Annotated in this window: 17 protein-coding genes; 5 read left to right on the forward strand and 12 right to left on the reverse strand. The window is 59.3% G+C overall.

Annotated elements, in window-relative coordinates; genetic code table 11:
• Positions 1 to 86: 86 nt before the first annotated feature.
• The 5 genes from PPTH39_RS04305 to tpx all read right to left on the reverse strand — a co-directional run bounded on the left by PPTH39_RS04305 (position 87) and on the right by tpx (position 9,802).
• Positions 87 to 1,520 (reverse strand): efflux transporter outer membrane subunit, encoded by a 1,434-nt coding sequence (locus PPTH39_RS04305; RefSeq protein ID WP_095021211.1) that lies wholly within the window; start codon positions 1,518 to 1,520, stop codon positions 87 to 89.
• Entirely contained in the window at positions 1,517 to 4,624 is a 3,108-nt protein-coding gene (locus PPTH39_RS04310) for an efflux RND transporter permease subunit (protein WP_130871661.1), read from the reverse strand. The genes PPTH39_RS04305 and PPTH39_RS04310 overlap by 4 nt, the downstream gene beginning before the upstream one ends.
• Positions 4,621 to 7,722 carry an MdtB/MuxB family multidrug efflux RND transporter permease subunit gene (locus PPTH39_RS04315; RefSeq protein WP_095018855.1) on the reverse strand — a complete coding sequence of 1,034 codons (3,102 nt, stop codon included), beginning with the start codon at positions 7,720 to 7,722 and terminating at the stop codon, positions 4,621 to 4,623. Before PPTH39_RS04315 ends, PPTH39_RS04310 begins: the two co-directional genes overlap by 4 nt.
• Positions 7,719 to 9,026, reverse strand: coding sequence for an MdtA/MuxA family multidrug efflux RND transporter periplasmic adaptor subunit (locus PPTH39_RS04320; RefSeq protein WP_095002392.1), 1,308 nt, complete (start codon positions 9,024 to 9,026; stop codon positions 7,719 to 7,721). The genes PPTH39_RS04315 and PPTH39_RS04320 overlap by 4 nt, the downstream gene beginning before the upstream one ends.
• Positions 9,027 to 9,301: 275 nt before the next feature.
• On the reverse strand, positions 9,302 to 9,802 hold the full coding sequence (gene tpx, locus PPTH39_RS04325; RefSeq protein ID WP_130871662.1) for a thiol peroxidase: 501 nt from the start codon (positions 9,800 to 9,802) through the stop codon (positions 9,302 to 9,304).
• Positions 9,803 to 10,057: 255 nt separating this feature from the next.
• On the opposite strand from tpx, the gene PPTH39_RS04330 reads away from it, so the two are divergent.
• A complete protein-coding gene (locus PPTH39_RS04330) occupies positions 10,058 to 10,849 on the forward strand; it encodes a hypothetical protein (RefSeq protein WP_095026960.1) in 792 nt (263 codons plus the stop codon).
• Positions 10,850 to 10,858: 9 nt separating this feature from the next.
• Complete coding sequence (locus PPTH39_RS04335) at positions 10,859 to 12,277, forward strand: DUF1254 domain-containing protein (protein WP_130871663.1); 1,419 nt, start codon at positions 10,859 to 10,861, stop codon at positions 12,275 to 12,277.
• 171 nt (positions 12,278 to 12,448) lie between these two features.
• Here PPTH39_RS04335 and PPTH39_RS04340 read toward each other — a convergent pair whose 3' ends face one another.
• Positions 12,449 to 13,117: a DUF3313 domain-containing protein gene (locus tag PPTH39_RS04340; RefSeq protein ID WP_130871664.1), complete on the reverse strand. Its 669-nt coding sequence runs from the start codon at positions 13,115 to 13,117 to the stop codon at positions 12,449 to 12,451.
• Positions 13,118 to 13,454: 337 nt separating this feature from the next.
• Here PPTH39_RS04340 and ccoN point away from each other — a divergent pair, with 337 nt between their 5' ends.
• From ccoN to tal, 3 genes are all read left to right on the forward strand, one after another.
• Positions 13,455 to 14,882 (forward strand): cytochrome-c oxidase, cbb3-type subunit I, encoded by a 1,428-nt coding sequence (gene ccoN, locus PPTH39_RS04345; protein ID WP_095021219.1) that lies wholly within the window; start codon positions 13,455 to 13,457, stop codon positions 14,880 to 14,882.
• A gap of 57 nt (positions 14,883 to 14,939) precedes the next feature.
• Entirely contained in the window at positions 14,940 to 15,170 is a 231-nt protein-coding gene (locus PPTH39_RS04350; RefSeq protein WP_095018850.1) for a hypothetical protein, read from the forward strand.
• A gap of 155 nt (positions 15,171 to 15,325) precedes the next feature.
• On the forward strand, positions 15,326 to 16,249 hold the full coding sequence (gene tal / locus PPTH39_RS04355; RefSeq protein ID WP_095002385.1) for a transaldolase: 924 nt from the start codon (positions 15,326 to 15,328) through the stop codon (positions 16,247 to 16,249).
• Between the two features lie 64 nt (positions 16,250 to 16,313).
• Here tal and rfaD read toward each other — a convergent pair whose 3' ends face one another.
• The 6 genes from rfaD to PPTH39_RS04385 all read right to left on the reverse strand — a co-directional run bounded on the left by rfaD (position 16,314) and on the right by PPTH39_RS04385 (position 23,729).
• The gene (gene rfaD, locus PPTH39_RS04360) at positions 16,314 to 17,303 is read right to left on the reverse strand and encodes an ADP-glyceromanno-heptose 6-epimerase (RefSeq protein WP_130871665.1); all 990 of its coding nucleotides are present in this window, start codon (positions 17,301 to 17,303) and stop codon (positions 16,314 to 16,316) included.
• 70 nt (positions 17,304 to 17,373) lie between these two features.
• Positions 17,374 to 18,150, reverse strand: a complete 777-nt coding sequence (locus tag PPTH39_RS04365) for a class I SAM-dependent methyltransferase (RefSeq protein ID WP_095002383.1) — start codon at positions 18,148 to 18,150, stop codon at positions 17,374 to 17,376.
• Positions 18,151 to 18,217: 67 nt separating this feature from the next.
• Positions 18,218 to 20,662 (reverse strand): TonB-dependent siderophore receptor, encoded by a 2,445-nt coding sequence (locus PPTH39_RS04370; protein WP_130871666.1) that lies wholly within the window; start codon positions 20,660 to 20,662, stop codon positions 18,218 to 18,220.
• Between the two features lie 135 nt (positions 20,663 to 20,797).
• A complete protein-coding gene (locus PPTH39_RS04375; RefSeq protein WP_130871667.1) occupies positions 20,798 to 21,781 on the reverse strand; it encodes a FecR domain-containing protein in 984 nt (327 codons plus the stop codon).
• A complete protein-coding gene (locus tag PPTH39_RS04380) occupies positions 21,778 to 22,302 on the reverse strand; it encodes a sigma-70 family RNA polymerase sigma factor (protein ID WP_130871668.1) in 525 nt (174 codons plus the stop codon). Before PPTH39_RS04380 ends, PPTH39_RS04375 begins: the two co-directional genes overlap by 4 nt.
• Positions 22,303 to 22,451: 149 nt before the next feature.
• Positions 22,452 to 23,729: a serine/threonine transporter gene (locus tag PPTH39_RS04385; RefSeq protein ID WP_095002379.1), complete on the reverse strand. Its 1,278-nt coding sequence runs from the start codon at positions 23,727 to 23,729 to the stop codon at positions 22,452 to 22,454.
• Between the last annotated feature and the right edge of the window lie 32 nt (positions 23,730 to 23,761).

A 23,761-nucleotide genomic window follows, 5' to 3' on the forward strand; every position in this document is an offset into this window, starting at 1 on the left:
GATCAAAAGCCCCTCACCCTGGCCCTCTCCCAGAGGGAGAGGGAACCAAGAGCAAAAGCGGATCAAGCTGGGGTGAGGGGTCTGCGTCAGTCGCTCAACTCGGTATTGCCATCCCAGCCGCCACCCAGCGCCGCAATCAGTTGCACACTGGCAATCAGACGGCTCTGCAGCAAGTTAAGTACGCTGCGCTCGGTGCTCAGGGCTGTTGTTTGCACCGAAACCACGTCCAGGTAAGCAATCAAGCCCGCCTTGTACTGGTTACTGGTCAGGCGCAACGACTCGCGGGCCGACTCCAGTGCCTGCTCCTGTACCACCGACTCATCGCCCAGGACCTTCAACTGCACCATGTAGTTTTCCACTTCCCGCAGACCGTCGAGCACGGTCTGGCGATACTTGGCCACCGTCTGGTCATACACGGCTTCATTGCGATCGACTTCTGCCGAGCGCTGGCCACCATCGAACAACGGCAGGGAGATTTTCGGCCCCACCGACCAGAAGCGGTTGGGCACGCTGATCCAGTCCTGATACTGACTGCTGCTGTAGCCACCCGACAGGCTCAAACTGAAATCGGGGTAGTAAGCCGCCTTGGCTACGCCAATGTTGGCGTTGGCAGCAATCACCGAGCGCTCCGCCGAAGCGATGTCAGGACGCCGCTCCAGCAGTTGCGAAGGCAGGCTGACCGGGATCTGCGGCAACTTGGGTACGTTTTTAATTTCCGCCAGGTTGAACCCTGCTGGTGCTTGACCGGTGAGCACCGCTATTGCGTTTTCAAATTGCGCCCGCTGCCAGATCAGGTCGATCAGGCTGGCCTGGGTATTGCGCAACTGGGTTTGCGCCTGAGCCACCGCATCCTTGCCGGAAATTCCCGCACGGTACTGGTTTTCGCTCATTTTCAGTGAACGTTGATAGGCCTCGACCGTGGCTTCGAGCAAACGCTTCTGCTCATCGATCACCCGCAATTGCAGGTAGTTCTGCACCAGCTCCGACTGCTGGCTCAGGCGCATCGCCGCGAGGTCGGCCAGGCTGGCCTCGGCACTCGCCTCGTTGGCTTCCAGACCACGGCGCAACTTGCCCCAAACGTCGGCCTCCCAGCTCACCCCGACCTGGGCATTCAAGGTGTCCCGTATGCCGCTGCTGGAGCTGGTCAGGCTGGAGTTTGAGCTGCCGGTGCCCTGGCTGGAACGGGTCTTGCCCACGCTAAGGTCGGCGCTGGGCAGGAACGCCCCGCGCGCACTGCGCACCAAGGCCTGGGCCTGACGGAACTGGGCTTCAGACTGCGCAACGCTCTGGTTGGCACTGTTGAGTTTGTCGACCAGCGCATTGAGCTGCGGGTCGCCATACAGCTCCCACCAGGCACCTCGGGCCAGTGAGTCGCTCGGATTGGCCTGGGTCCAGCCGGCTGCCTGCTTGTACTCAAGGGGCGCCGCCGTTTGCGGGCGCTGGTAGTCCGGGCCGATGGCACAGCCGCTAAGCAGCGCAACGGACAACGCCGGGGCAAGGAAAAACGAACGAGAGGTCATAGCGGAGTTTCCAGAGCAGCATCAGTGCGCACGCCGCGCCATTTGTTGAAGCGATGGCGCAGACGGTCGAGATAGAGGTAAACCACAGGCGTGGTGTAAAGGGTCAGAATCTGGCTGAAGATCAGCCCGCCGATAATGGTCAGGCCCAGGGGCTGGCGCATTTCCGCGCCTTCGGCGCTGCTCAGCATCAGTGGCAAGGCACCGAGAATGGCCGCCAGGGTGGTCATCAGGATCGGCCTTAAACGTTGCAGGCAGGCACTGCGGATCGACGCTTGCGGGTCGAGGCCCGAATGACGTTCCAGTTGCAGGGCAAGATCGATCATCAAAATCGCGTTTTTCTTTACCACACCAATCAACAGGAACAGCCCCAGCAGTGAAATCAGGCTGAACTCCCCGCCCGTGAGGTAAATGCTCAACAACGCACCAACACCGGCAGACGGCAAGGTCGACAGAATGGTCAACGGGTGGATGTAACTCTCATAGAGAATCCCCAGTACCAGGTACACCGCTACCAAGGCGCCAAGAATCATGAACGGCTGGCTTTTTTGCGTGGCGGCAAAAGCATCGCCCGTACCGGCCATTTTCACGATCACTTCTTCCGGCAGACCGAGCTTGGCCACCGCCCGTTCAATGGCTGCCGTACCCTGCTCCAGGGTGACACCGGGGGCCAGGTCGAACGCAATGCTCTCCGAGGCGAACTGGCCCTCGTGGGATACCCGGTCGTTCTGCAGGCTGTTCTCATAGTGGGCAATGGTCGACAGCGGAATACGCTGGCCATCGGCGGTTATCACCTGCACCTGATTCAGGGTTTCGGGGTCCTGGGCGTACTTGGGGTTGACCTCCATCACCACCTGATACTGGTTCAGGCTGTCGTAGATAGTGGAAATCTGCCGCTGGCTGTAGGCGTTATTGAGCACGGCAGTGACCATGTCCATATCCACCCCCAGGCGCTTGGCCTGGTCGCGATCAACCACCAGGGTCACCTGCTGGGCACCGCGGCCTTCACGGGCATCGATAGCGGTCAGCTCAGGCAATGCCTTGAACGCGGCCACCACTTTTGGATACCAGGTGCGCAACTCGCCCAGATCGCCGCTTTGCAGGATGTAGGAGTACTGCGAACTGGTCTGGTCACGCCCACCGCCAAACTGCAGGTCCTGGTCAGCCATCAGCATCAGGCGGCCGCCGGGCACTTTGGGCATGCTCTCGCGCAGCCGTTCGATGACCTTTTGCGCCGACACCTTGCGCTCCGAGATCGGCTTGAGACGCACGATCATAAAGGCGTTGTTGGTGCCGCCATTGCCGCCAATAAAACCGGCAACGCTTTCTACTGCCGGGTCTGCCAGCACAGCCTTGCGGAAGATTTCCATTTTCGGCTGCATCACGCTGAACGACAGGCCGTCGTCGCCACGCACAAAACCGATCAGTTGCCCGGTGTCCTGTTGCGGCATAAAGGTTTTCGGCACCACCACATACAGCGCCACGTTGACCCCAATGGTCACCAGCAGGCTGAGCAATGCCAGGCGCTTGTGCCGCAGCACCCAGTCCAGGCTGCGTGCATAGCCGCTGACCATGCGCTGGTTAAGGCGGATGCTCCAGCGCTGCATGGCGTTTTCCGTGCCCGGCACATGGGGTTTTAGCCAGCGTGCGCAAAGCATGGGCGTGAGGGTCAGGGACACCACCAGCGACACCACGATCGAAGCGGCCAGGGTGATGGAAAACTCGCGGAACAAGCTCTCGACAATCCCGCCCATAAACAGGATCGAGAGGAACACTGCCACCAGTGACACGTTCATCGAGAGCAGGGTAAAACCGACTTCCTTGGCCCCCAGCATGGCCGCTTTCATGGGCGCCACACCGGCGTCGATATGCCGCGAGATGTTCTCCAGCACCACGATAGCGTCGTCCACCACCAGCCCGGTGGCCAAAATCAGCGCCATCAGCGACAGGTTGTTCAGCGAGAAGCCGTAGAGGTACATGATGGCAAAAGTGCCCACCAACGACACCGGCACCGCCAGCGTCGGAATCAGCGAAGCGCGGAAATTGCCGAGGAACAGGAACACCACCAGAATCACCAGCGCCACGGCGATCAGCAGGGTCATTTCGGCCTCGTGCAGCGTAGCCTTGATCACCGGTGAACGGTCCATGGCCAGGTTCAGCTGCACGCTTGCCGGCAGCACCGCCTGCAAGGCCGGCAACTGGGCCTTGATCGCGTTCACGGTCTCGATGATATTGGCCCCGGCCTGGCGGTTGACCACCAGCAGCACCGCCGCATCGTTATTGAAAAAACCGCTGTTGTAACGGTCTTCAACACTGTCCTTGACCTTGGCCACATGGCTCAGGCGCAGCGCCGCGCCATCCTGGTAACGGATGATCAGCGGTTCGTAGTCCTTGGCCTTTTCCAGCTGGTCGTTGGCCTGGATCTGCCAGTTGCGCTCGCCATCGGACACTGCGCCCTTGGGCCGGCGCACGTTGGCATTGGCAATGGTGTTGCGCACGTCATCCAGCGAGACGCCGTACTGGTTGAGCAGTTGCGGTTCCAGCTCGATGCGCACGGCGGGCAGCGAGCTGCCGCCAATCTGCACTTCACCTACACCCGGCACCTGGGACAGGCTTTGCGAAAGAATGGTCGAGGCCAGGTCATAGAGCTGGCCCTTGGACAACACCTCGGAGGTCAGCGATAACACCATGATCGGTGCTTGCGAGGGGTTGATCTTCTTGTAGGTGGGCATGCTTTTCATGCCGCTGGGCAGCAGGTTGCGCGAGGCGTTGATCGCCGCCTGCACCTCCCGCGCCGCGCCGTTGATGTCGCGGTCCTGATCGAACTGCAAAATCACCCGGGTCGAGCCCTGGCTTGAATTGCTGCTCATGGTATTGACCCCGGCAATCGCACCGAAGGCCCGCTCAAGCGGCGTGGCCACGGTAGATGCCATCACCTCGGGGCTGGCCCCGGGCAAACTGGCCGACACCACGATCACCGGGAAATCCATTTGCGGCAACGGCGACACCGGCAGCAAACCAAAGCTCACCCCGCCCAGCAACATGATTGCCAGGCTCAGCAGCATGGTGGCTACCGGGCGTTTGATAAACGGGCCGGACAGGTTCATACCGACGCCTGCTCAGCCTGGGCCGCATCACCACGCCAGCGACGCCCTAAGCGATCGAAGTACAGATAGATCACGGGGGTAGTAAACAGGGTCAAGACCTGGCTCACCAGCAAACCACCGACCATCACCAGACCCAGGGGCTGGCGCAATTCTGCCCCGGAACCGGTGGCCAGCATCAGCGGTACGGCACCAAACAATGCTGCCAGGGTGGTCATCAGGATCGGCCGGAAGCGCAACAGTGCCGCCTGATAGATCGCCTGCTCCGGCGCCATGCCCTGATTGCGCTCGGCGTCGAGGGCGAAGTCGATCATCATGATTGCGTTTTTCTTGACGATGCCGATCAGCAGGATAATGCCGATAATCGCAATCATGCCCAGGTCATTGCCGCTGAGGATCAGCGCCAGCAAGGCACCCACTGCTGCCGATGGCAGGGTGGAGAGAATGGTGATCGGGTGGATGTAGCTCTCATAGAGCACGCCCAGCACGATATACATGGTCACCACCGCCGCCAGAATCAGCAGCAAAGTGCTCGACAACGAAGCCTGGAACGCCTGCGCGGCACCCTGGAATTCGGTCTTGACCCCCACCGGCATACCGATGTCCTTCTGCACCTGATCGATCAGTTCCACGGCCTGGCCCAATGCCACGCCAGGCGCAAGGTTGAACGAGACCATTACCGAAGGGAACTGGCCGATATGGGAAATGGCCAGTTGTGCCTGACGCTCCTCGACCCGGGCCAGGCTCGACAGCCGCACCTGGCCACCATCGGTAGTCTTGACGTGGATCTGATCCAGCGCCTGCGGGCCTATTTTCTCGCCGTCCTTGGCCTGCAAGACCACGCGGTACTGGCTGGCCTGGGTGTAAATGGTCGAAATCTGCCGCTGACCGAAAGCGTCATACAGGGCATCGGTAATATTGGCCACCGACACGCCCAGGCGTGATGCCGCATCGCGGTCGATCACCAGGTATACCTGCAGCCCCTTGTCCTGCAGGTCACTGGCCACATCGACCAGTTCAGGCTGATTGGACAACGCGGTGACCAGTTTCTGCGTCCAGGTGCTGAGCATGTCAGCATCCGGGGATGACAGGCTGAACTGGTACTGGGTACGGCTGACGCGGTCTTCGATGGTCAGGTCCTGCACCGGCTGCATAAACAGGCGGATGCCCGACAGCTTGTCCAGTTGCGGCTGCAGCCGCGCAATCACCTCGATGGCACTGTCGCTGCGCTCGCTGTGGGGCTTGAGGTTGATCAGCATGCGACCGCTGTTGAGGGTCGGGTTATCCCCGTCCACGCCAATATAGGAGGACAGGCTCTCGACATCCGGGTCTTGCAGAATGATCTTGCCCAGCTCCTGCTGACGCTGACTCATGGCACTGAACGAAATCGATTGCGGCGCCTCGGAAATGCCCTGGATCACCCCGGTGTCCTGCACCGGGAAAAAGCCCTTGGGCACCACCATATACAGGAACACGGTCAAGGCCAGTGTACCGATGGCCACCAGCAGGGTCAGCGGCTGGTGCTTGAGCACCCACTGCAACATGCGCCCGTACTCGGCGATCATCCAGTCGATAAACGCGCCGCTGGCACGGTAGAAACGCCCCTGCTCTTCAGGCTTGGGCTCGGCCTTGAGCAGGCGCGCGCACATCATCGGGGTCAGGGTCAGCGAGACCACCAGCGAGATCAGGATCGCCACCGCCAGGGTGATGGCAAATTCGCGGAACAGGCGCCCCACTACATCGGCCATAAACAGCAGCGGGATCAATACCGCGATCAGCGACAGGGTCAGCGAGATCAGGGTGAAGCCGATCTGTTTGGCGCCCTTGAGCGCCGCCTGCATCGGGCTGTCACCTTCCTCGATATAGCGCGAGATGTTCTCCAGCATGACGATGGCATCATCGACCACAAAGCCGGTGGCGATGGTCAGGGCCATCAGCGTCAGGTTGTTGATGGAAAACCCGGCCAGGTACATCACGCCAAAGGTGCCGACCAGCGACAGCGGTACGGCAATCGACGGAATGAGGGTGGCGCTGGCCCTGCGCAGAAACAGGAAGGTCACCATCACCACCAGGGCGATGGCGATCAGCAATTCATGCTGCACATCGCGCACTGAGGCGCGAATGGTTTGTGTACGGTCGGTCAGCACCGTGACATCGATGCCGGCGGGCAGGTTGTCGGTAATGCTTGGCAGCAGTGCCTTGATCCGGTCCACCACCTCAATCACGTTTGCACCGGGCTGGCGCTGGATATTGAGCAGCACCGCCTGGTTTTCGTTGGCCCAGGCTGCGAGGCGCTCGTTCTCGGCGCCGTCGACAATTTCGGCCACGTCCTTGAGTCGCAGCGGTGCGCCGTTGTTATAGGCAAGAATCAGTTCGGCGTATTCTTGCGGGGTTTTCAGCTGGTCATTGGCGTCCAGCATCGACACCCGGGTAGGGCCGTCGAAGTTACCCTTGGGCTGGTTGACGTTGGACGCACCGATCAGGGTGCGCACATCGGCCAGGTTCAGACCATTGGCAGCCAGCGCTTCAGGGTTGACCTTGATCCGCACCGCCTGGCGTTGCCCGCCAGCGATGCTGACCATGCCCACGCCGCTGATCTGGGCAATTTTTTGCGCCATGCGCGTATCGACCAGGTCATTGAGCTTGGGCAACAGCATGGTTTTGGAGCTGATGGCCAGGGTCAGTACCGGGGTATCCGCCGGGTTGACCTTGTTGTACACCGGTGGTGCCGGCAAATCCTTGGGCAGCAGGTTGCTGGCGGCGTTGATCGCAGCCTGCACCTGTTGCTCGGCAACATCCATATTGATGTCGAGATTGAAACGCAGGGTCAGTACCGAAGCACCACCGGAACTGGTGGAGGCCATCTGCGTAAGCCCCGGCATTTGCCCGAACTGACGCTCAAGTGGTGCCGTCACTGCACTGGTCATCACATCCGGGCTGGCCCCGGGGTACAGGGTCATCACGCGGATGGTCGGGTAATCCACCTGGGGCAAGGCCGATACCGGCAGCAAGCGATAGGCGATGATCCCGGACAACACGATGGCCAGCATGCACAGCGTGGTTGCAACCGGGCGCAGGATAAACAGGCGCGACAGGTTCATTCGCGGGCCTTGGACTTGGTGTTGTGCGCGGCCGGGGTGGCATCGGTATCGGCACCGCCATCGAGCAGTTGCCCGGCAGCCGTTTCCGGTACGTCGGCACTGTCGTTGACCACTTCCACCGCGCCACCATCACGCAGACGGTCGGTACCTTCGAGTACTACACGATCACCGGGCTTGAGGCCTTCTTCGATCACGGTCACATCGCCATCGGTGGCACCCACTTTAATGCTGCGAATCTTGACCTTGTTGTCACCGTCCATGGCATACACGAACGAGCCGTTGGTGCCGTACTGAATCGCTGCAGTGGGAGCCAGCACCACGTTTTCAAGGGTGTCGGCCAACAGGCGTACATTGACAAACTGGTTAGGGAACAGCGCCTGATCGCGGTTCTCGAACAGTGCCTTGAACTTCAGGGTGCCGGTGGTGATATCAATCTGATTGTCGATGCTGCTCAACACACCGACTGCCAGCTCTTTGGTATCGCCACGGTTCCAGGCCTGCACCGGCATTTTCGCGCCGCTGCGATAACGCTCAAGTACCAGCGCCAGGTTGGTCTCGGGCAAGGTAAAACTGACCACAATCGGCTCGGTCTGGGTGATCACCACCAAGGCCGTGGCGTCGTTGGCCGCTACCAGATTACCGACGTCCAGCTGACGCAGGCCCACACGGCCGCTGATCGGTGCGCGGATCTTGGTGAAATCCAGGTTCAGCCTGGCATCGTTGACCGCCGCCTGATTGGTCTTCACCGTGCCCTGATATTGGCTGACCAGCGCTTCGGCGGTGTCCAGGGTCTGTTTGGCGATACTGTCCTCGGCGTACAGCCCGCGGTAGCGCTGCACATCAACCTGGGCATTTTTCAGCTGGGCCTGGTTCTGCAGCAACGTGCCTTCGGCTTGCAGCAGGGCATTTTGATAACTGCGCGGGTCGATCTCAGCCAGCAGTTCGCCTGCCTTGACCATCTGCCCTTCCTTGAAATAGACCTTGACCAGTTCCCCTGCTACACGGCTGCGCACATTGATGGTGTTCAATGCGGTCACCGTGCCCAGCGCCTTGTAGTAAATCGGGAAATCGCCCTGCGTTACTTCCGACACCCGCACCGGCACGGGCTGGGTCGAGCCACCAAAGCCCGGGCGCATCATGCCCGAGCGACCGGTGTGCCCGGCGGGCTGATCGGTCGCAGCCTTTTTTGCGGCAGACGGCCATAGCCACCAGCACAGGCCAAGGACTATCAGCAAGACCAGCAGGCCAAACAGCCAGAAACGGGATTTGTGGGAAACAGAGGATTGCATGGAGTGATCAACCATTAGCGCGAGCGATAATTTTCAGGAGGTGGAACGATAAGCAGTGCGGGCCGTTATGAAAAGGCTCTTTACCCGCTATTTACGTTATAGAGATGGCATTGAGATGAAGATCGACGAAATCTGTGGACTCTGTGTGGGAGCGAGCCTGCTCGCGAAGGCAGCCGACGATGGTGCTTGAAGATTTCGCGAGCAGGCTCGCTCCCACCGATCAACAGGCCGTACAAAAAAAAACGGCCTGGCACTTAAGTGCCAGGCCGCTTCAGGTCTTGCAGTACGACTTACTTCAAAACAGCCAGGGTTGCTTCGTAGTTTGGCTCTTCAGCGATTTCTTTAACCAGCTCGCTGTGCAGCACGTTGTCGTTTTCGTCCAGCACCACCACCGCACGGGCAGTCAGGCCGGCCAACGGGCCATCAGCGATTGCCACGCCGTAGTTCTCGATAAACTCGCGGCCGCGCAGGGTCGACAGGTTTTGCACGTTTTCCAGGCCTTCAGCGCCGCAAAAGCGGGCCTGGGCGAATGGCAGGTCAGCCGAGATGTTCAGCACAACGGTGTTCGGCAAAGCGTTGGCTTCGGCGTTGAATTTGCGTACCGAAGTAGCGCAGGTTGGCGTATCAACGCTTGGGAAGATGTTCAGCACTTTGCGCTTGCCGGCAAAGCTCGCCAGTGTTGCATCGGACAAATCACCCGCAACCAGCGAAAACGCTGGTGCCTTGGAACCTACTGCAGGCAATTCGCCGTTGACTTGAACAGGGTTGCCTTTAAGCGTCACTTGAGCCATGAACGATGTCCTTTTTGACAGGTTGTTGAAGAGGCCGAAGTTAAACATGAATCAGCCGGGCTGACCTATGGATCGAACAAAAAATCTTATGCTCTGCGGCACTAAAAGACGATTCCTACAAGGCGCCATGCACCGCAGTTATTAGCTGTATTTTTGTGCCCGGGTGCGCAAAAAAGACGGAAATAGCCCCGACATAAGCGCCAGTTCCCTGCCAACTGCTAGCGTACATGGCTAGCGCCCAAGGAACAGGATCGCATGCCCATCACTCGCCTTGCCTCAAGTCTGTTGCTCACCCTGGCCCTGTACCCGGCTGCCGATGCATTGGCAGATAACGCCGAGACCGCCAACAAGAGCAACAACCCGCTGAATCTGGCCCCGGGGGTCAATCTGCAGGACTACTACACGCCGCAGGTGTACGACAGCAATATCCACACCAATGACGCCCTGCTGCGCGGCGCCCTGCCCGTGGCACCCAACGACGTTATCGGTGTACCGCAACTGTTGCGCGTGACGCTTCCGGTCAGCACCCGTCCAGACCCGCACGGTGGCTACAGCAGCGGGATCGGCGACCTCAACCTGTTCGATATTTTCCTGCTCAAAACCGAAGGCGTGCAATTGGGCATTGGCCCGCAGATAACCGCACCCACTGCCGAGCATGACGAACTGGGCACCGGCAAGTGGCAAGCCGGCCTGGCGGCCATTGCCATCGATGCTTCGCCACGGGGCCTGCTGGGCGCACTGGTGCAGTATCAAAGCTCGTTTGCCGGGGACAGCGACCGCCAGCATGTCGAGAGCGCCACGTTCCAGCCCTTTATCATCCACAACCTGCCCAAGGGGTGGTATTTGCGCTCCACCGGCACCTGGACCTGGGACCTGAAAAACAACACCCACTACATCCCCGTCGGGCTGGGCGTGGGCAAGGCCTGGAAAGCCGGAAGCAACATCCTCAATGCCTTCGTTGAGCCGCAATGGACCGTGGAACGCAAGGGCGACGACCTGCCCCAGTTCACCCTGTTTGCCGGGATCAACGTCACCTTCGGAAAATAGGAACCTGCCATGCACATAAAGCCACCCGCCTGTCTGCTCGCTGCCTGCCTCTCCTTGGGGGCGGGCAATGCTGACGCCATCAATTTCAGTGCCTCACCCACCGAGGCTGCCAGCATCGCCAGGGAGGCCTACCTGTACGGCTTCCCCGTGGTGGAAATGTACAAGACCCTCTACACCCAGGCCGTAGACACGCAGGGCAAAAACTTCAAGGCGCCGTTCAATGAAATCGGCAATACCGCCATGGTATTTACCCCCAGGGATACCGCATTCGTGACGCCCAACTCGGACACGCCCTACTCATTCCTGTGGATGGACCTGCGTGCAGAGCCGCTGGTACTGACCCTGCCTGCCATCGAGGATGGCCGCTACTACTCGACGCAACTGATCGACCTGTACACACAAAACTTCGCGTACCTGGGCACCCGCACCACAGGCAATAAAGGCGGCAATTACATGATCGCCGGGCCTGGCTGGACAGGGGAAAAACCGGCCGGTATCGACGCCGTGATTCCCAGCGAGAGTGCCATTGCCTACGGCCTGTACCGCACCCAGTTGTTCGATGACAAAGACCTGGCCAAGGTCAAGCACATCCGGAGCGGTTACAAGGTCCGGCCCCTGAGCCAGTTCCTGGGCAAACCCACGCCAGCTGCGGCGCCCGCCGTGGACTGGCCCGCACCTGTTGCCGATATGAGCGACAGCCCCGAGCTGTTCAGGTACCTGAGTTTCATGCTCGCGTTTGCCCAGCCCCAGCCCAGCGAAGCGGCATTGCGCGAGCGTTTCAGGAAAATCGGGATTGAACCGGGCCAGCCCTTCAACCTCAATGAACTGACCCTTGAGCAGCGCACTTCACTGGAGGATGGAATTGCGGCAGGCAAAGCCGAGTTCGCACAATTCAAGCATGACAAGGTAGACACCCATAAAATCACCAGCGGTGACCTGTTCGGCTCCCGCGAACACCTGAACAACAATTACCTGTACCGCTATGCGGGCGCCAATATGGGGATTTTCGGCAACTCGGCCGCGGAGGCCAATTACATCGGTTACTTCGTCGACAATCAGCAGCACCCTGTCGACGCCTCCAGGGATCGCTACACCCTGCATTTCAACAAGGATGCACTGCCGCCCGCCAATGCGTTCTGGTCGCTGACGATGTATGACGGCAAAACCAAACTGCTGGTCGAAAACCCGATCAATCGCTACCTGATCAACTCGCGCATGCTGTCAGATCTCAAACGCAACGCTGATGGCAGCTTGACTCTGTATGTGCAGAACCAGCCGCCCGCCAGGGAGTGGCTAAACAACTGGCTGCCAGCACCTGACGGTCCGTTTTATGGTGTATTGCGCATTTACATGCCCAAGCCCGAGGTCGCCAGCGGTGCATGGAAAATGCCCTTGCTAACGCCGGTAGTTAGCCAAACAGCTCCGTAGCAGCTGCCGAAGGCTGCGTCCGCGTAGTGCGGCCTTCGTAATGCCAGGGTGCACGGTATGGTCGTAGAACCTTGGATTCAGGTTCTACGACGGCTACGCCGCCGAACGCAGCCTCGCTCCGCTCGTCAGCTGCTACGCAATATCCGGGGCTGGCGGCTACACCGGGTACGTTTACTTGTTGAGTTTCAAATACGACTGATGCAAGTCCGAAGCCCAGGTATCGATCACGTTTTTCACGTCATCGGCCTTCATCGCCTGGCTGGCATTGGCCAGGGGCTTGCCGGTGCCTTTGCGCACCACCTGGGCCACCACATCCTGGCTTTGCCCATCGATAAACACCGCCTCGGTAGCCAACTGGGTTTCCTGGTCGCGGATCCCCGACGCTGTGCTCACAGCAGCCGCCACCAGCGCTACCGGAATGTACTCATACGGTGCCAGGCTTTCGGTCTCGCTGCTCACCGCAGTGATGGCTGCACGCACCACAATCACTCCCGGCCCAGGGGCGCTTGCCAGTGGCAATGATTTGCTCAGCTCGCGCTTGAGCGCCTGGTCGTAATACTGGGTAATACCATTGAGGGTACTTTGCGGGATCTTTTCTGTCGGTTTTGGCGCCGGATATAACTGGGTCGGCTCGATATACACGCTGGTGTACTGTCCTGGCTTCAGTTTGGGGTCAATCCAGCGCATCACCTCAGCACCAGAGGGCGACTTGGCCTCTTTGAGGCGGCTGTAATCCTTCAAGAATCCGGAATATTCGTCAGGTTGCTGAACCTTGCTCGCACAACCAACCATCCCGATTGATGCAATGCACAACGTACCGATCATTAGACCAAGCTTCATTCTGTAGCTCCTGTAGGGGGCGCAGCCGTAGGAACGCGCCCTATAGGTATAGCCAAGCATTGAACAATCGCCGCAGAACCCGAATTGATCCGACGGCGATTGTGATCGAATGCTCAATACACATCGGCATACTTTTTACAGCTCAGTTCTATTTGGCTTTCAAGAAACACTCTAAAACCAGATCAGATGGGTAAATATTCGCCTGATCCAGCGCAAAATTGTGATCTGCATTAATTCTCGTTTTCTGAATCTGTTTTGTTTTTGCCCTGATTCCTAAAGTTCCCCCTGCGCCAGACCACGAGGCCTGGCAGGACTTTGAACCGTGGAAGACTTGAGCATGAGCACAGCACTGAACGGGCAGGCCTATAACTACAAGGTCGTCCGCCAATTCGCCATCATGACCGTGGTATGGGGCGTTGTCGGCATGGCCATGGGCGTGTGGATCGCCTCACAACTGGCCTGGCCGCAGATGAACCTAGACCTGCCCTGGACCACCTTCGGCCGCTTGCGCCCGCTGCATACCAGCCTGGTGATTTTCGGCTTTGCCGGCAGCGCGCAATTTGCCGCCAGCTACTACGCCGTACAGCGTACCTGCGGGGTGCGGTTGTATTCGGACAAACTCGCAGCCTTCACTTTTTGGGGCTGGCAGTCGGTGATCGTGATCATGCTGGTCACCCTGCCCCTGGGCTACACCACAACCAAGGAATACGCCGAAATCGAATTCACCGGCGCAGTCTGGCTGACGGTGGTATGGGTGGCCTACGCCATCGTATTTTTCACCACGGTGGTACGCCGCAAAAGCAAGCACATCTATGTCGGCAACTGGTTCTTTGGCGCCTTTATCCTGGTGATCGCCATGCTCCATGTGGTCAACCACCTGGCCATTCCGGTGGACTGGTTTAAATCATATCCGGTGTACTCCGGCGCTACCGATGCCATGGTGCAGTGGTGGTACGGGCATAACGCCGTAGGTTTCTTCCTGACCACCGGTTTTCTGGGGATGATGTACTACTTCGTGCCCAAACAAGTTGGCAAACCGATCTACTCCTATCGCCTGTCGATTGTGCATTTCTGGGCACTGATCACTCTCTATATCTGGGCCGGTCCGCACCACTTGCACTACACCGCCTTGCCCGACTGGGCGCAGTCTCTGGGCATGGCCATGTCGATCATCCTGCTGGCACCCAGTTGGGGCGGCATGATCAACGGCATGATGACCCTCTCGGGCGCCTGGCATAAATTGCGCACCGACCCGATCCTGCGCTTTCTGGTGCTGTCCCTGGCGTTCTACGGCATGTCGACCTTTGAAGGCCCGATGATGGCGATCAAGACCGTCAACGCCCTCTCCCACTACACCGACTGGACCATCGGTCATGTCCACGCCGGTGCCCTGGGCTGGGTGGCGATGATCACCTTCGGCGCGCTGTACCACATGATCCCGAAAATCTTCGGCCGCGAGCAGATGTACAGCACCAGCCTGATCAACCTGCACTTCTGGCTGGCCACCATCGGCACGGTGCTCTACATCGCCTCGATGTGGGTCAATGGCATCACCCAGGGTCTGATGTGGCGAGCTATCAACGATGACGGCACGCTGACTTATTCGTTTGTGGAATCGTTGCAGGCCAGCCACCCGGGCTTCGTGGTTCGCCTGGTGGGCGGATTGTTTTTCCTCTGCGGCATGTTGCTCATGGCCTGGAACGTCTGGCGCACGGTGCGTGCAGGCAACCTCAAGCAGGCCGAACTGACCGCACACATCGCCTGACCACGCTGCACCGCAGGCCCCAGGGCCTGCGGTACCCTACAGCAAGGAACCTTGCCCATGCTCGACATCGCCCTCAACAGCGCCGCGGTTATCAGCCTTTACTTTGCCGTAGGCTGGTGCCTGAAACACAAGACCGAAAACGACCTCGACGACGCCAGCCTGATTCCCTTTGCCGATGACCCGGAAGTAGCACGCCGGGTCGAGCTGGCCACCGGCAAAACCGTCAACGCCGTGCAGACCGCCGAACCAGAGCTGCGCAAGCCGGGATGGGGCACGCTCGACCTGTGAAAGCAGGGTAATGGCACTGCGACAGATTAAATCTGCACCATTAGTTGCACTGCGGGCGTATTCAACGGCATTCTGCCACTTACCGTTCAACGAACTAATGATCGAAGACGCACTCAATCTGTACTGCCATTAATACCTTTCCGACAGAGACGCTCATGACTTCCAAGCTGGAACAACTCAAGCAGTTCACCACCGTGGTCGCAGACACCGGCGACCTCGACGCGATTACCCGCCTCAAACCCGTGGATGCAACCACCAACCCATCGCTGCTGCTCAAGGCCGCCGCGATGCCCGGCTACGCAGAACTGCTGCAAAACGCCATCAGCCACGCCAAAGGTGATGTAGGTCAGGCCTGCGACCACTTCGCGGTGTCTGTGGGTAGCGGTATCTTGAATGTGATTCCGGGGCGCATTTCCACTGAAGTCGACGCCCGCCTGTCGTTCGACGAGCCTGCCCTGCTGCAAAAAGCCCACCAGTTGATCGAGCTTTACGACAAGGCCGGTGTAGGTCGCGACCGCGTGCTGATCAAGCTGGCCTCGACCTGGGAAGGCATCCGCGCTGCCGAGAAACTGGAAAAGGACGGCATTCAAACCAACCTGACCCTGCTGTTCTCGTTTGCCCAGGCCGCTGCCTGTGCCGATGCCGGGGTGTTCCTGATCTCGCCGTTCGTGGGTCGGATTTACGACTGGTACAAGAAGTCCACCGGCATTGACTACACCGGCTCCGATGATCCGGGCGTGCAGTCCGTGACCCGCATCTACAACTACTACAAGGCCAACGGCTACAACACCGTGGTGATGGGCGCGAGCTTTCGCAACCTTAACCAGATCGAACAGCTGGCCGGCTGCGACCGCCTGACCATCAGCCCCGACCTGCTGGAAAAACTGGCATTGGACGACGGCAAACTGGAACGCAAACTGGCTCCGGGCAATAAAGGCGAACCCCGCCTGAGCCTGAACGAAGCACAATTCCGCTGGGCCTCCAACGAAGATGCCATGGCCACCGAAAAACTGGCCGAAGGCATCCGCCAATTCGCCCGTGACCAGGAAAAGCTGGAAGCACTGCTGTCAGGTAAATAACTTCATCTTGTGGGAGCAAGCCTGCTAGCGAAATGCCCTTCGCCAGCAGGCTCGCTCCCACAACCTAAGATGCAAGAAGCCCTGCACAATAGCTCTGCACGCCCTCCTCCAGCCCAAGCATTGGCTCGCGATACCCCGCTTCGCGCAACTGCCCGAGATCTGCGCAGGTGTACACCTGATACTTGTGCTTGAGCCCGTCAGGGAACTCGCAATACCGCAACACTCCGTCCAGCAAGGCCGTCTCAAAGGTCAGGGGCGGCCTGTCCTCGGCAGCGCGTACACTGTTGATGGTCGCCAGTGCCAGGTCATTGAATGACCGCGCGCACCCAGTGCCCAGGTTGAAAACACCACTGGTTTGCGGATGGTCCAGCCAATGCAGATTGACCTTGACCACATCCTCCACAGAGACAAAATCGCGCTCATGCCCGCCCGCCGGGTAGCCGCCGTACTCGCCAAACAACTCGACATGGCCATGATCGCGATACTGGTTAAAACAGTGCCAGACCATCGAAGCCATGCGCCCTTTATGCTGTTCGCGGGGGCCATACACATTGAAGTAGCGCAAGCCCACAATCTGGCTGCGCGTTCTGGGCAGCAACTGGCGTACCCGCTGGTCGAAGAGGAATTTTGAGTAGGCATAGACATTCAGAGGCTGCTCGTACTCGCGGGCTTCACGAAACTCCCGTTTCGCGCCGTAGACCGCCGCCGAAGAGGCATACAGCAAAGGTACCGACTGTTCCTGACAGGCTTGCAGCAGGTCGCAGCTGTAACGGTAGTTGTTGTCCATCATCAACCGGCCATCACTTTCTACCGTACTGGAACAGGCGCCCTGATGCAGCACGGCACGCACTTCGCCCAGTTGATGGGTCGTAAAGCGCTGTACGAATTCACGCTTGTCGAAGTAATCAGCGATATCGCAGTCTGCTAGATTGCGGCACTTGTCGCCGTCAGTCAGATCGTCGACGGCGATGATGTCGCGCTCGCCGCGTCGGTTCAGGGCCTTCACCAGATTGCTGCCGATAAACCCGGCAGCTCCGGTCACGATGATGCTCATCTATGGCTACCTCCTGGAACATGAGTTGAGCTCAGGCTATGCCTGTGCGACGCGTCAGCATTGATGCAGGTCAAGCGTCCTTGCGGGTGACAAATGCCGACGTGACATACGGCACGCTGACGGTGCCACCGTGATTCAACGCGTTATGCGAGGCGACAAAAGCCGCCAGTTGCTGTTCCAGCCGATCACGCTCGGCCGGTATCAGAGCCGAGATAAAGCTGGTGGAACGCACCCGATTGAAGATTACGTCTTCTACCGGTCCGTCGTGGGAATGGCTCAGTTTCTGCTCGCGCAAAGGGCCAAAACCCGGATGAGGAAATGCCTGACGCCACGCGCCGGTATAGAAGCGCGGGGCATCACCTTCCCACTGATTGACAAGCGCATCCAGTTGCGCCACCCACGGCACACTGGCATCGCGCAGGTTCCAGATCAGCCCCAGTTGCCCGCCAGGCTTGAGCACGCGATGAATCTCGGTCAGCGCTGCAGAGGTGGCGAACCAGTGAAAAGCCTGCGCGCACACCACCACATCGACACTGGCATCGGCCAGAGGAATGGCCTGGGCAGTGCCTTGATGGGTTTCGACTTGCGGATAGCTGCTGGAGAGCTTGTCGAGCATGGCCTGCACCGGCTCGACCACAATCACCCGCGCGCCCGTCTGTAACAGGCGCGTGGTGAACTTGCCGGTACCGGCTCCAACTTCAAGCACGGTTTGCCCGGGCCCCAGGCCAAGGGTTTCGGACAACCATGCGGTCACACCCGCCGGGTAATCCGGGCGCCCGCGCACATAGGTGTCGGCGCCCTGCTTGTAACCATCTGCTGCTGCCTTATGGATGGTGGTATCGCTCATTGCCAGCCTCCGATTTCGTGGTTTTTAACCATAGTCGACCCAGGGCACACGCGAGATGAAAACCTCGTCAGAAACGATACTTCATACCCAGCATCAGGTTGCGCGGATCACCGTAGTAATAAGTCGAGTACAAACCATAACCGCTGAGGTATTCACGATCGAAAACGTTGTTTAAATTGGCCGACGCACTGAGGTTCTTGGTGATGTCATAGCGGGCCATCAAGCCGACCACGGCAAAGCTGCCTTCCTTGGCTTCGGTCTTGATTGTTGAATCCAGCTCGCTGTAGGTCGAGCCCTGCCAGGTCAGGTTGCCGCCCACGTTAAGGTCTTTGAGGTCGCCGGTCAGTTGATAGCTGGTGGCCAGTTTGAACAATTGCTCAGGGTGGTTGCTGTTGATCCGCTTGCCGTCCTTGTCCCGTGGCTGGGCGTAGGTGTAGCCCGCCAGCAATTGCCAGCCGGTCATGATTTCGCCGGATATTTCAGCCTCGAAGCCCTTGGTCTTGGTACCGCTGATTGCCTTGTAGGCATCCTGGCCATCATCCCGCACACCATCGTATTCGGCGTAGTTGTCCTGTTTGATCATGAACAGGGCAAAACTGGTGTTCAGCGCCCCGCCGAAATACTCGGACTTCAGACCCGCTTCATAGCTTTGGCCAGTCATCGGCGGCAGAACCTTGTCGTCACGGTCGAAGTAGCTTTGCGGCGTGAAGATATCCGTGTAGCTGGCATAGACCGAGTGGTTTTCGTTCAGGTCGTAGACGATCCCGGCATAAGGAATCATCTTCCCGGTTTTTTTGCTGTTATCCGTGGTTGGCACAGTTTGCGCCGCGTTATAGGTCATTGTGCCTTTGCGATCGTAGTCCACTACCCTGGTTCCCAGGATGATCGACAGGTCGTCCACAGGTTTGAGGCGCAATGCTGCGTAGGCTGCCGACTCTTTGGTTTTGTACTTTTGCTTCAACCCCTGGCTCAGATCAGTAGGACGCGGCGCGTCATTGTTCCAGTTTTCGTAGTTGACGGTCAGGTCATCGGCATTCATTGCCAGGTAGTCCGTGCGCCGGTCACTGACGTTCATCCCCACCACCAGATCATGGGTACGCCCCAACAGCTCAAACGGCCCGGTCGCATAGGCGTCCAGTGTATCGGTATTGATTTCGAAGGTTTTGCTCCCGCTCATGAACTGCGCCTGGCCGGTGGCCTTGTCCGGAAAAGGCCCCCAGCCCACCAGGTTGCCCTGCAACTGCTCGGTGTTGCCCTTCCAGTGGCTGGCCTCGACCTTGAGCAGCCAGTCGTTGGCAAAACGCTGTTCAACACCGGCGAAATACTTGGTGCTTTCACTGTCGGCATACGCCCACTTGGCGGCGGGATTCATCGAGCGCTTGAAATGGGTGCGGCTGCCATCGCTGTAATACAGCGGCAATTGGCCAAAGCTCGAGCCGTTGGAATTGATCCGCTGATAGTCGATACCGGCGTACAGAGTGGTGTCGTCGGTCAAATCCGCTTCGCCGATGCCATAGAACACGTCCTTGGTCGAGGAATAGCGATCGATAAAGGAACGGCCATCTTCGTGGGCGGCGACGACACGTCCGCGCAGTGCGCCGTTTTCCGTCAGCGGCCCGGACAAATCCAGCTCGCTGCGATAGTGGTCCCATGAGCCGCCGCTGCCTGATACATAGCCCTGAAACTCCTTGGTGGGACGCTTGCGCACCAGGTTCACGGCCCCCGACGGGCTACCCACACCGCTCATCAAGCCGGTGGCACCGCGCACCACCTCTACGCGATCGTAAATGGCCATGTCACGCATGCCCAGGCCATTGGTATTGGTGGTGAAATCCGAGGTCGGCACACCGTCGTACTGAAAGTTATCGAGGGTGAAACCGCGAGAGTAAAAGTTGTAGCGCTCGCTGTCGTCATGCACCACGGTGATGCCGGGGGTTTGCGCCAATACCTGAGCGATACTGCCCAAACCTTGGTCAGTCATTTGCTGACGGGTAATGACCGTCACCGATTGCGGCGTTTCACGCAGCGAAAGCGGCAACTTGGTCGCCGTACTGGTTTCACCCGTGGTGTAGGAGTGACTGCCCTCAGTGGTGCTGCCCAACGCCAAACCCGTGACGCTGGTGGCTTGCAATTGCAACTGGCCGTCCACATTGGCGGAAGTCAGTGGGTATAGGGTCCAGACTCCGCTGGCGCCTTCCGTGGCCGTCAAACCGCTGCCCTTGAGCAGTTGCTGCAAGCCCTGGGGCACATCAAAGCGGCCCTTGAGGGCTGACGCCTGCTTGTCTTGCACCAGCGCCGGGTCATAAGGCAGGGAGATATTGGCCTGCTGGGCGAAGCGGTTCAGTGAATCTTCAAGCGTGCTAGCGGGCACGTCGAAACTGCGCTGAACACTCAAGGGCGCAGCACTGACCAGCGATAGCGGCTGCGCCACGGTGCCCAGTAAAACGATATGCAAGGCCATGGCCAGGCGGTTGCGGGGAGGCAATGAAGGGTTGCGAAAAACACGGGACATTGGCGCGGGGCTCCTGCAATGGATAAGTCTTATGCCTATCTGTCGAAGGCCAGCCGAAAACCCGCAAAGAAATTTGCGCTGTGGGAGCGAGCCTGCTCGCGAATGGCTTTCGCGAGCAGGCTCGCTTCCACACTACTAAGCCGCCACAATGCGTGTCCAGAACCGTGTCCGGCGCTCAATACGCACCGCCAGCGACTGGCTCAAACCCTCCAGCGCATGGTCAATGCGCTGGAGTTGAAACACCCCGGAAACCCGCAATTCAGCCACCGCCGGATCACACTGCAACCAGCCGTGGCGATAGCGCGCCAGTTCTTGCACGAGATCCTGCAAGCGCATCTGCCTGGCCACCAGCACACCGCTGACCCAGCCATTGGCACTAAACACGGGCGCAGGCTGCAACTGCGCAGAACGTGGATCGATCAGGTACTCGCTGCCCGCCTGTACCAGCACTGGCCGGGTATCGGGCAAGTGAATCGCCACTACGCCCTCCTCGACCATCAAGCGAGTACGCCCTGACTCCTGACGTACATCGAATGCGGTGCCAATAGCCTGCAGGCGCGCTTCACGGGTATGCACCCAGAATGGCCTGCGCCCGCTCGCAGATCCCGGATCCTGACCGGTACGGATAAATATCTCGCCTTCGCGCAACACAATCAGGCGCTGTTGCGCAGTGAACAGCACATCAGCAGCACTGTCGGTATTGAGCTGCAAACGCGTGCCATCGAGCAGATTGAACGAATGCCGCTCTCCCACGCCGGTCGCATAGTCGGCACCCACGCTCCGCCAGGGCTGCTGTTGCAGGACCAAACCGCCCGCGCCTGCGCCGAGGATGCCCAGGCCGAGCACTTTGAGGGCCTGACGCCGTGAGCGCAGGCGGCCACTGCCGGCCAGGGTGTCCAAAGCCACACGGCCCGGCAGCACCGTGGCCTGGCGCAAGGTCGCTTCGGTCATTTGCAGGGCTTGCCACGCGGCTTCATGGCTGGCATCGGCTGCACGCCATTGCTCGCACGCTGCAAATACCTGAGGCGGCGCCGCACCGGATTGGGTTTTGACCAGCCACTCAATCGCCTGGTCAAGGACATGGGGGGCGAATCCTGGCGGCGACGAACCAGCGCTCACAGGGCGTTACGCATCAGAAAACAATGGCGAATGGCCGTGGCCATGTATTTTTCCACTGAACTCCCGCTCACCCCCAGGCGCTCGGCAATAGCCTGATAGCCAAGCCCTTCAAGGCGTGACAGCAAAAAGGCAGTGCGTACATTGGCTTTTAGGCCCTCGAGCAACGCATCGATGCGGGTCAGGGTTTCCAGCAGGATCAAACGTTCTTCGGGGGCAGGCATGTGCTGCTCGGGCAAGTGAGCCAGCGCTTGCAAATAGGCCTGCTCGACTTTCTGGCGGCGGAAGCGGTCAATCAACAGGCCCTTGGCAATGGTGCTCAGCCAGGCCCGTGGCTCGCGCAAATGCGCAACCTGTTCCGGCTTGCCCAGCACATAGAGAAAGGTGTCCTGCGCCATGTCGGCAGCATTGTCGGTATCTCGCAGGCGCCTGCGCAGCCAGTTCAGCAGCCAGCCATGGTGATCGCTGTAGAGGCTTTGCACATCTGCGTGCAGCAACGGCGGGTTCGGCGGGGATGGCGACACGGAAACCCTCGGGACGTGCCGTGGGCACACTGCGAATAGGAATGGGTCGCAATCATATTCGCAGTACCGGCCAGACTCAAGCCCTGGACGGCTTGCGCGGGTCAATCAGCGCCCTGTCGCCGCCAGGACGGCGGCGCCAGGGGTATGTATCAAGGGATCAGCGAGTACACCAGCGAGGAGATCGCAATCAGGCCGATAACCGTCACGAACACGTTGGAGATCTGCCCCGAGTACTGGCGCATAGACGGCACCCGGCGAATCGCGTACATCGGCATCAGGAACAGAATGGCTGCAATCACCGGCCCGCCCAAGGTTTCAATCATCACCAGGATGCTCGGGTTGAGCGTGGCCACAGCCCAGCACACCACCAGCATGAAAGCGGCCGTCATGCGGTCCAGGTTTTTCGCGCCCGGGCGCTTGCCGGTTTTCAGCACCAGGCCTTTAAGGCCTTCGCTGGCGCCGATGTAGTGGCCCAGAAAGGACTTGGCAATGGCCACAAAAGCAATCAGTGGCGCGGCAAAAGCGATGGTCGGGTTGCTGAAATGGTTGGCCAGGTAGGACAGGATCGACAGGTTCTGCGCCTTGGCTTCGGCCAGTTGTTCCGGCGACAGGGTCAGCACGCAACTGAACACGAAGAACAGCACCATCACTACCATCAGCAGGTGAGCACGGGACAGGATCTGCGAGCTGCGCTCATCGGCATTGGCGCCATACCGGCGCTTCTGGTCTACGGCGAACGCCGAAATGATCGGTGAATGGTTAAAGGAAAAAACCATCACCGGAATCGCCAGCCACAAGGTATGCAGCAATACCGAAGGCGCAGGCAGCGTAGTCGCGGTACTGAGAATGCCGCCGTTCCAGTGCGGGATCAAAAACACCGCCAAAAACAGCAACGCCACGATAAACGGGTAGACCAGCATGCTCATGGCCTTGACGATCACCTGCTCGCCGCAGCGCACCACAATCAGCAAGCCCAGAATCAGCACCAGCGACAGGATTGCCCGTGGAGGTGGAGTGATATGCATCTGGTTGAGCATAAAGCTGCCAACCGTGTTGGTCAGCGCTACGCTATAGATCAGCAGGATCGGGAAGATGGCCAGGAAGTACAGCAACGTAATCACAGCACCTGCACGCAGGCCGAAATGTTCTTCAACCACGTCAGTGATATCTGAGCCTTCACGCCCGGAGAGAACGAAGCGGGTCAGGCCGCGGTGAGCGTAAAAGGTCATCGGGAACGCCAGCAGCGCCAGGATCAGTAACGGCCAAAAGCCGCCAAGCCCAGCGTTGATCGGCAAAAACAAGGTACCTGCGCCAATCGCCGTGCCAAACAGGCCCAGCATCCAGGTGGTGTCATGACGATTCCAGCGAGTGAGGGTCGCTGGTGTCTCGTCGAAGCGTTCGTCGACGCTGTTAGCCTGGTCATTCATCCGGTCGAATCTCCGCTAGCCGGTCGTTACCA

This window comes from Pseudomonas bubulae (assembly GCF_900618535.1).
In the GTDB taxonomy this organism is placed as follows: domain Bacteria; phylum Pseudomonadota; class Gammaproteobacteria; order Pseudomonadales; family Pseudomonadaceae; genus Aquipseudomonas; species Aquipseudomonas bubulae.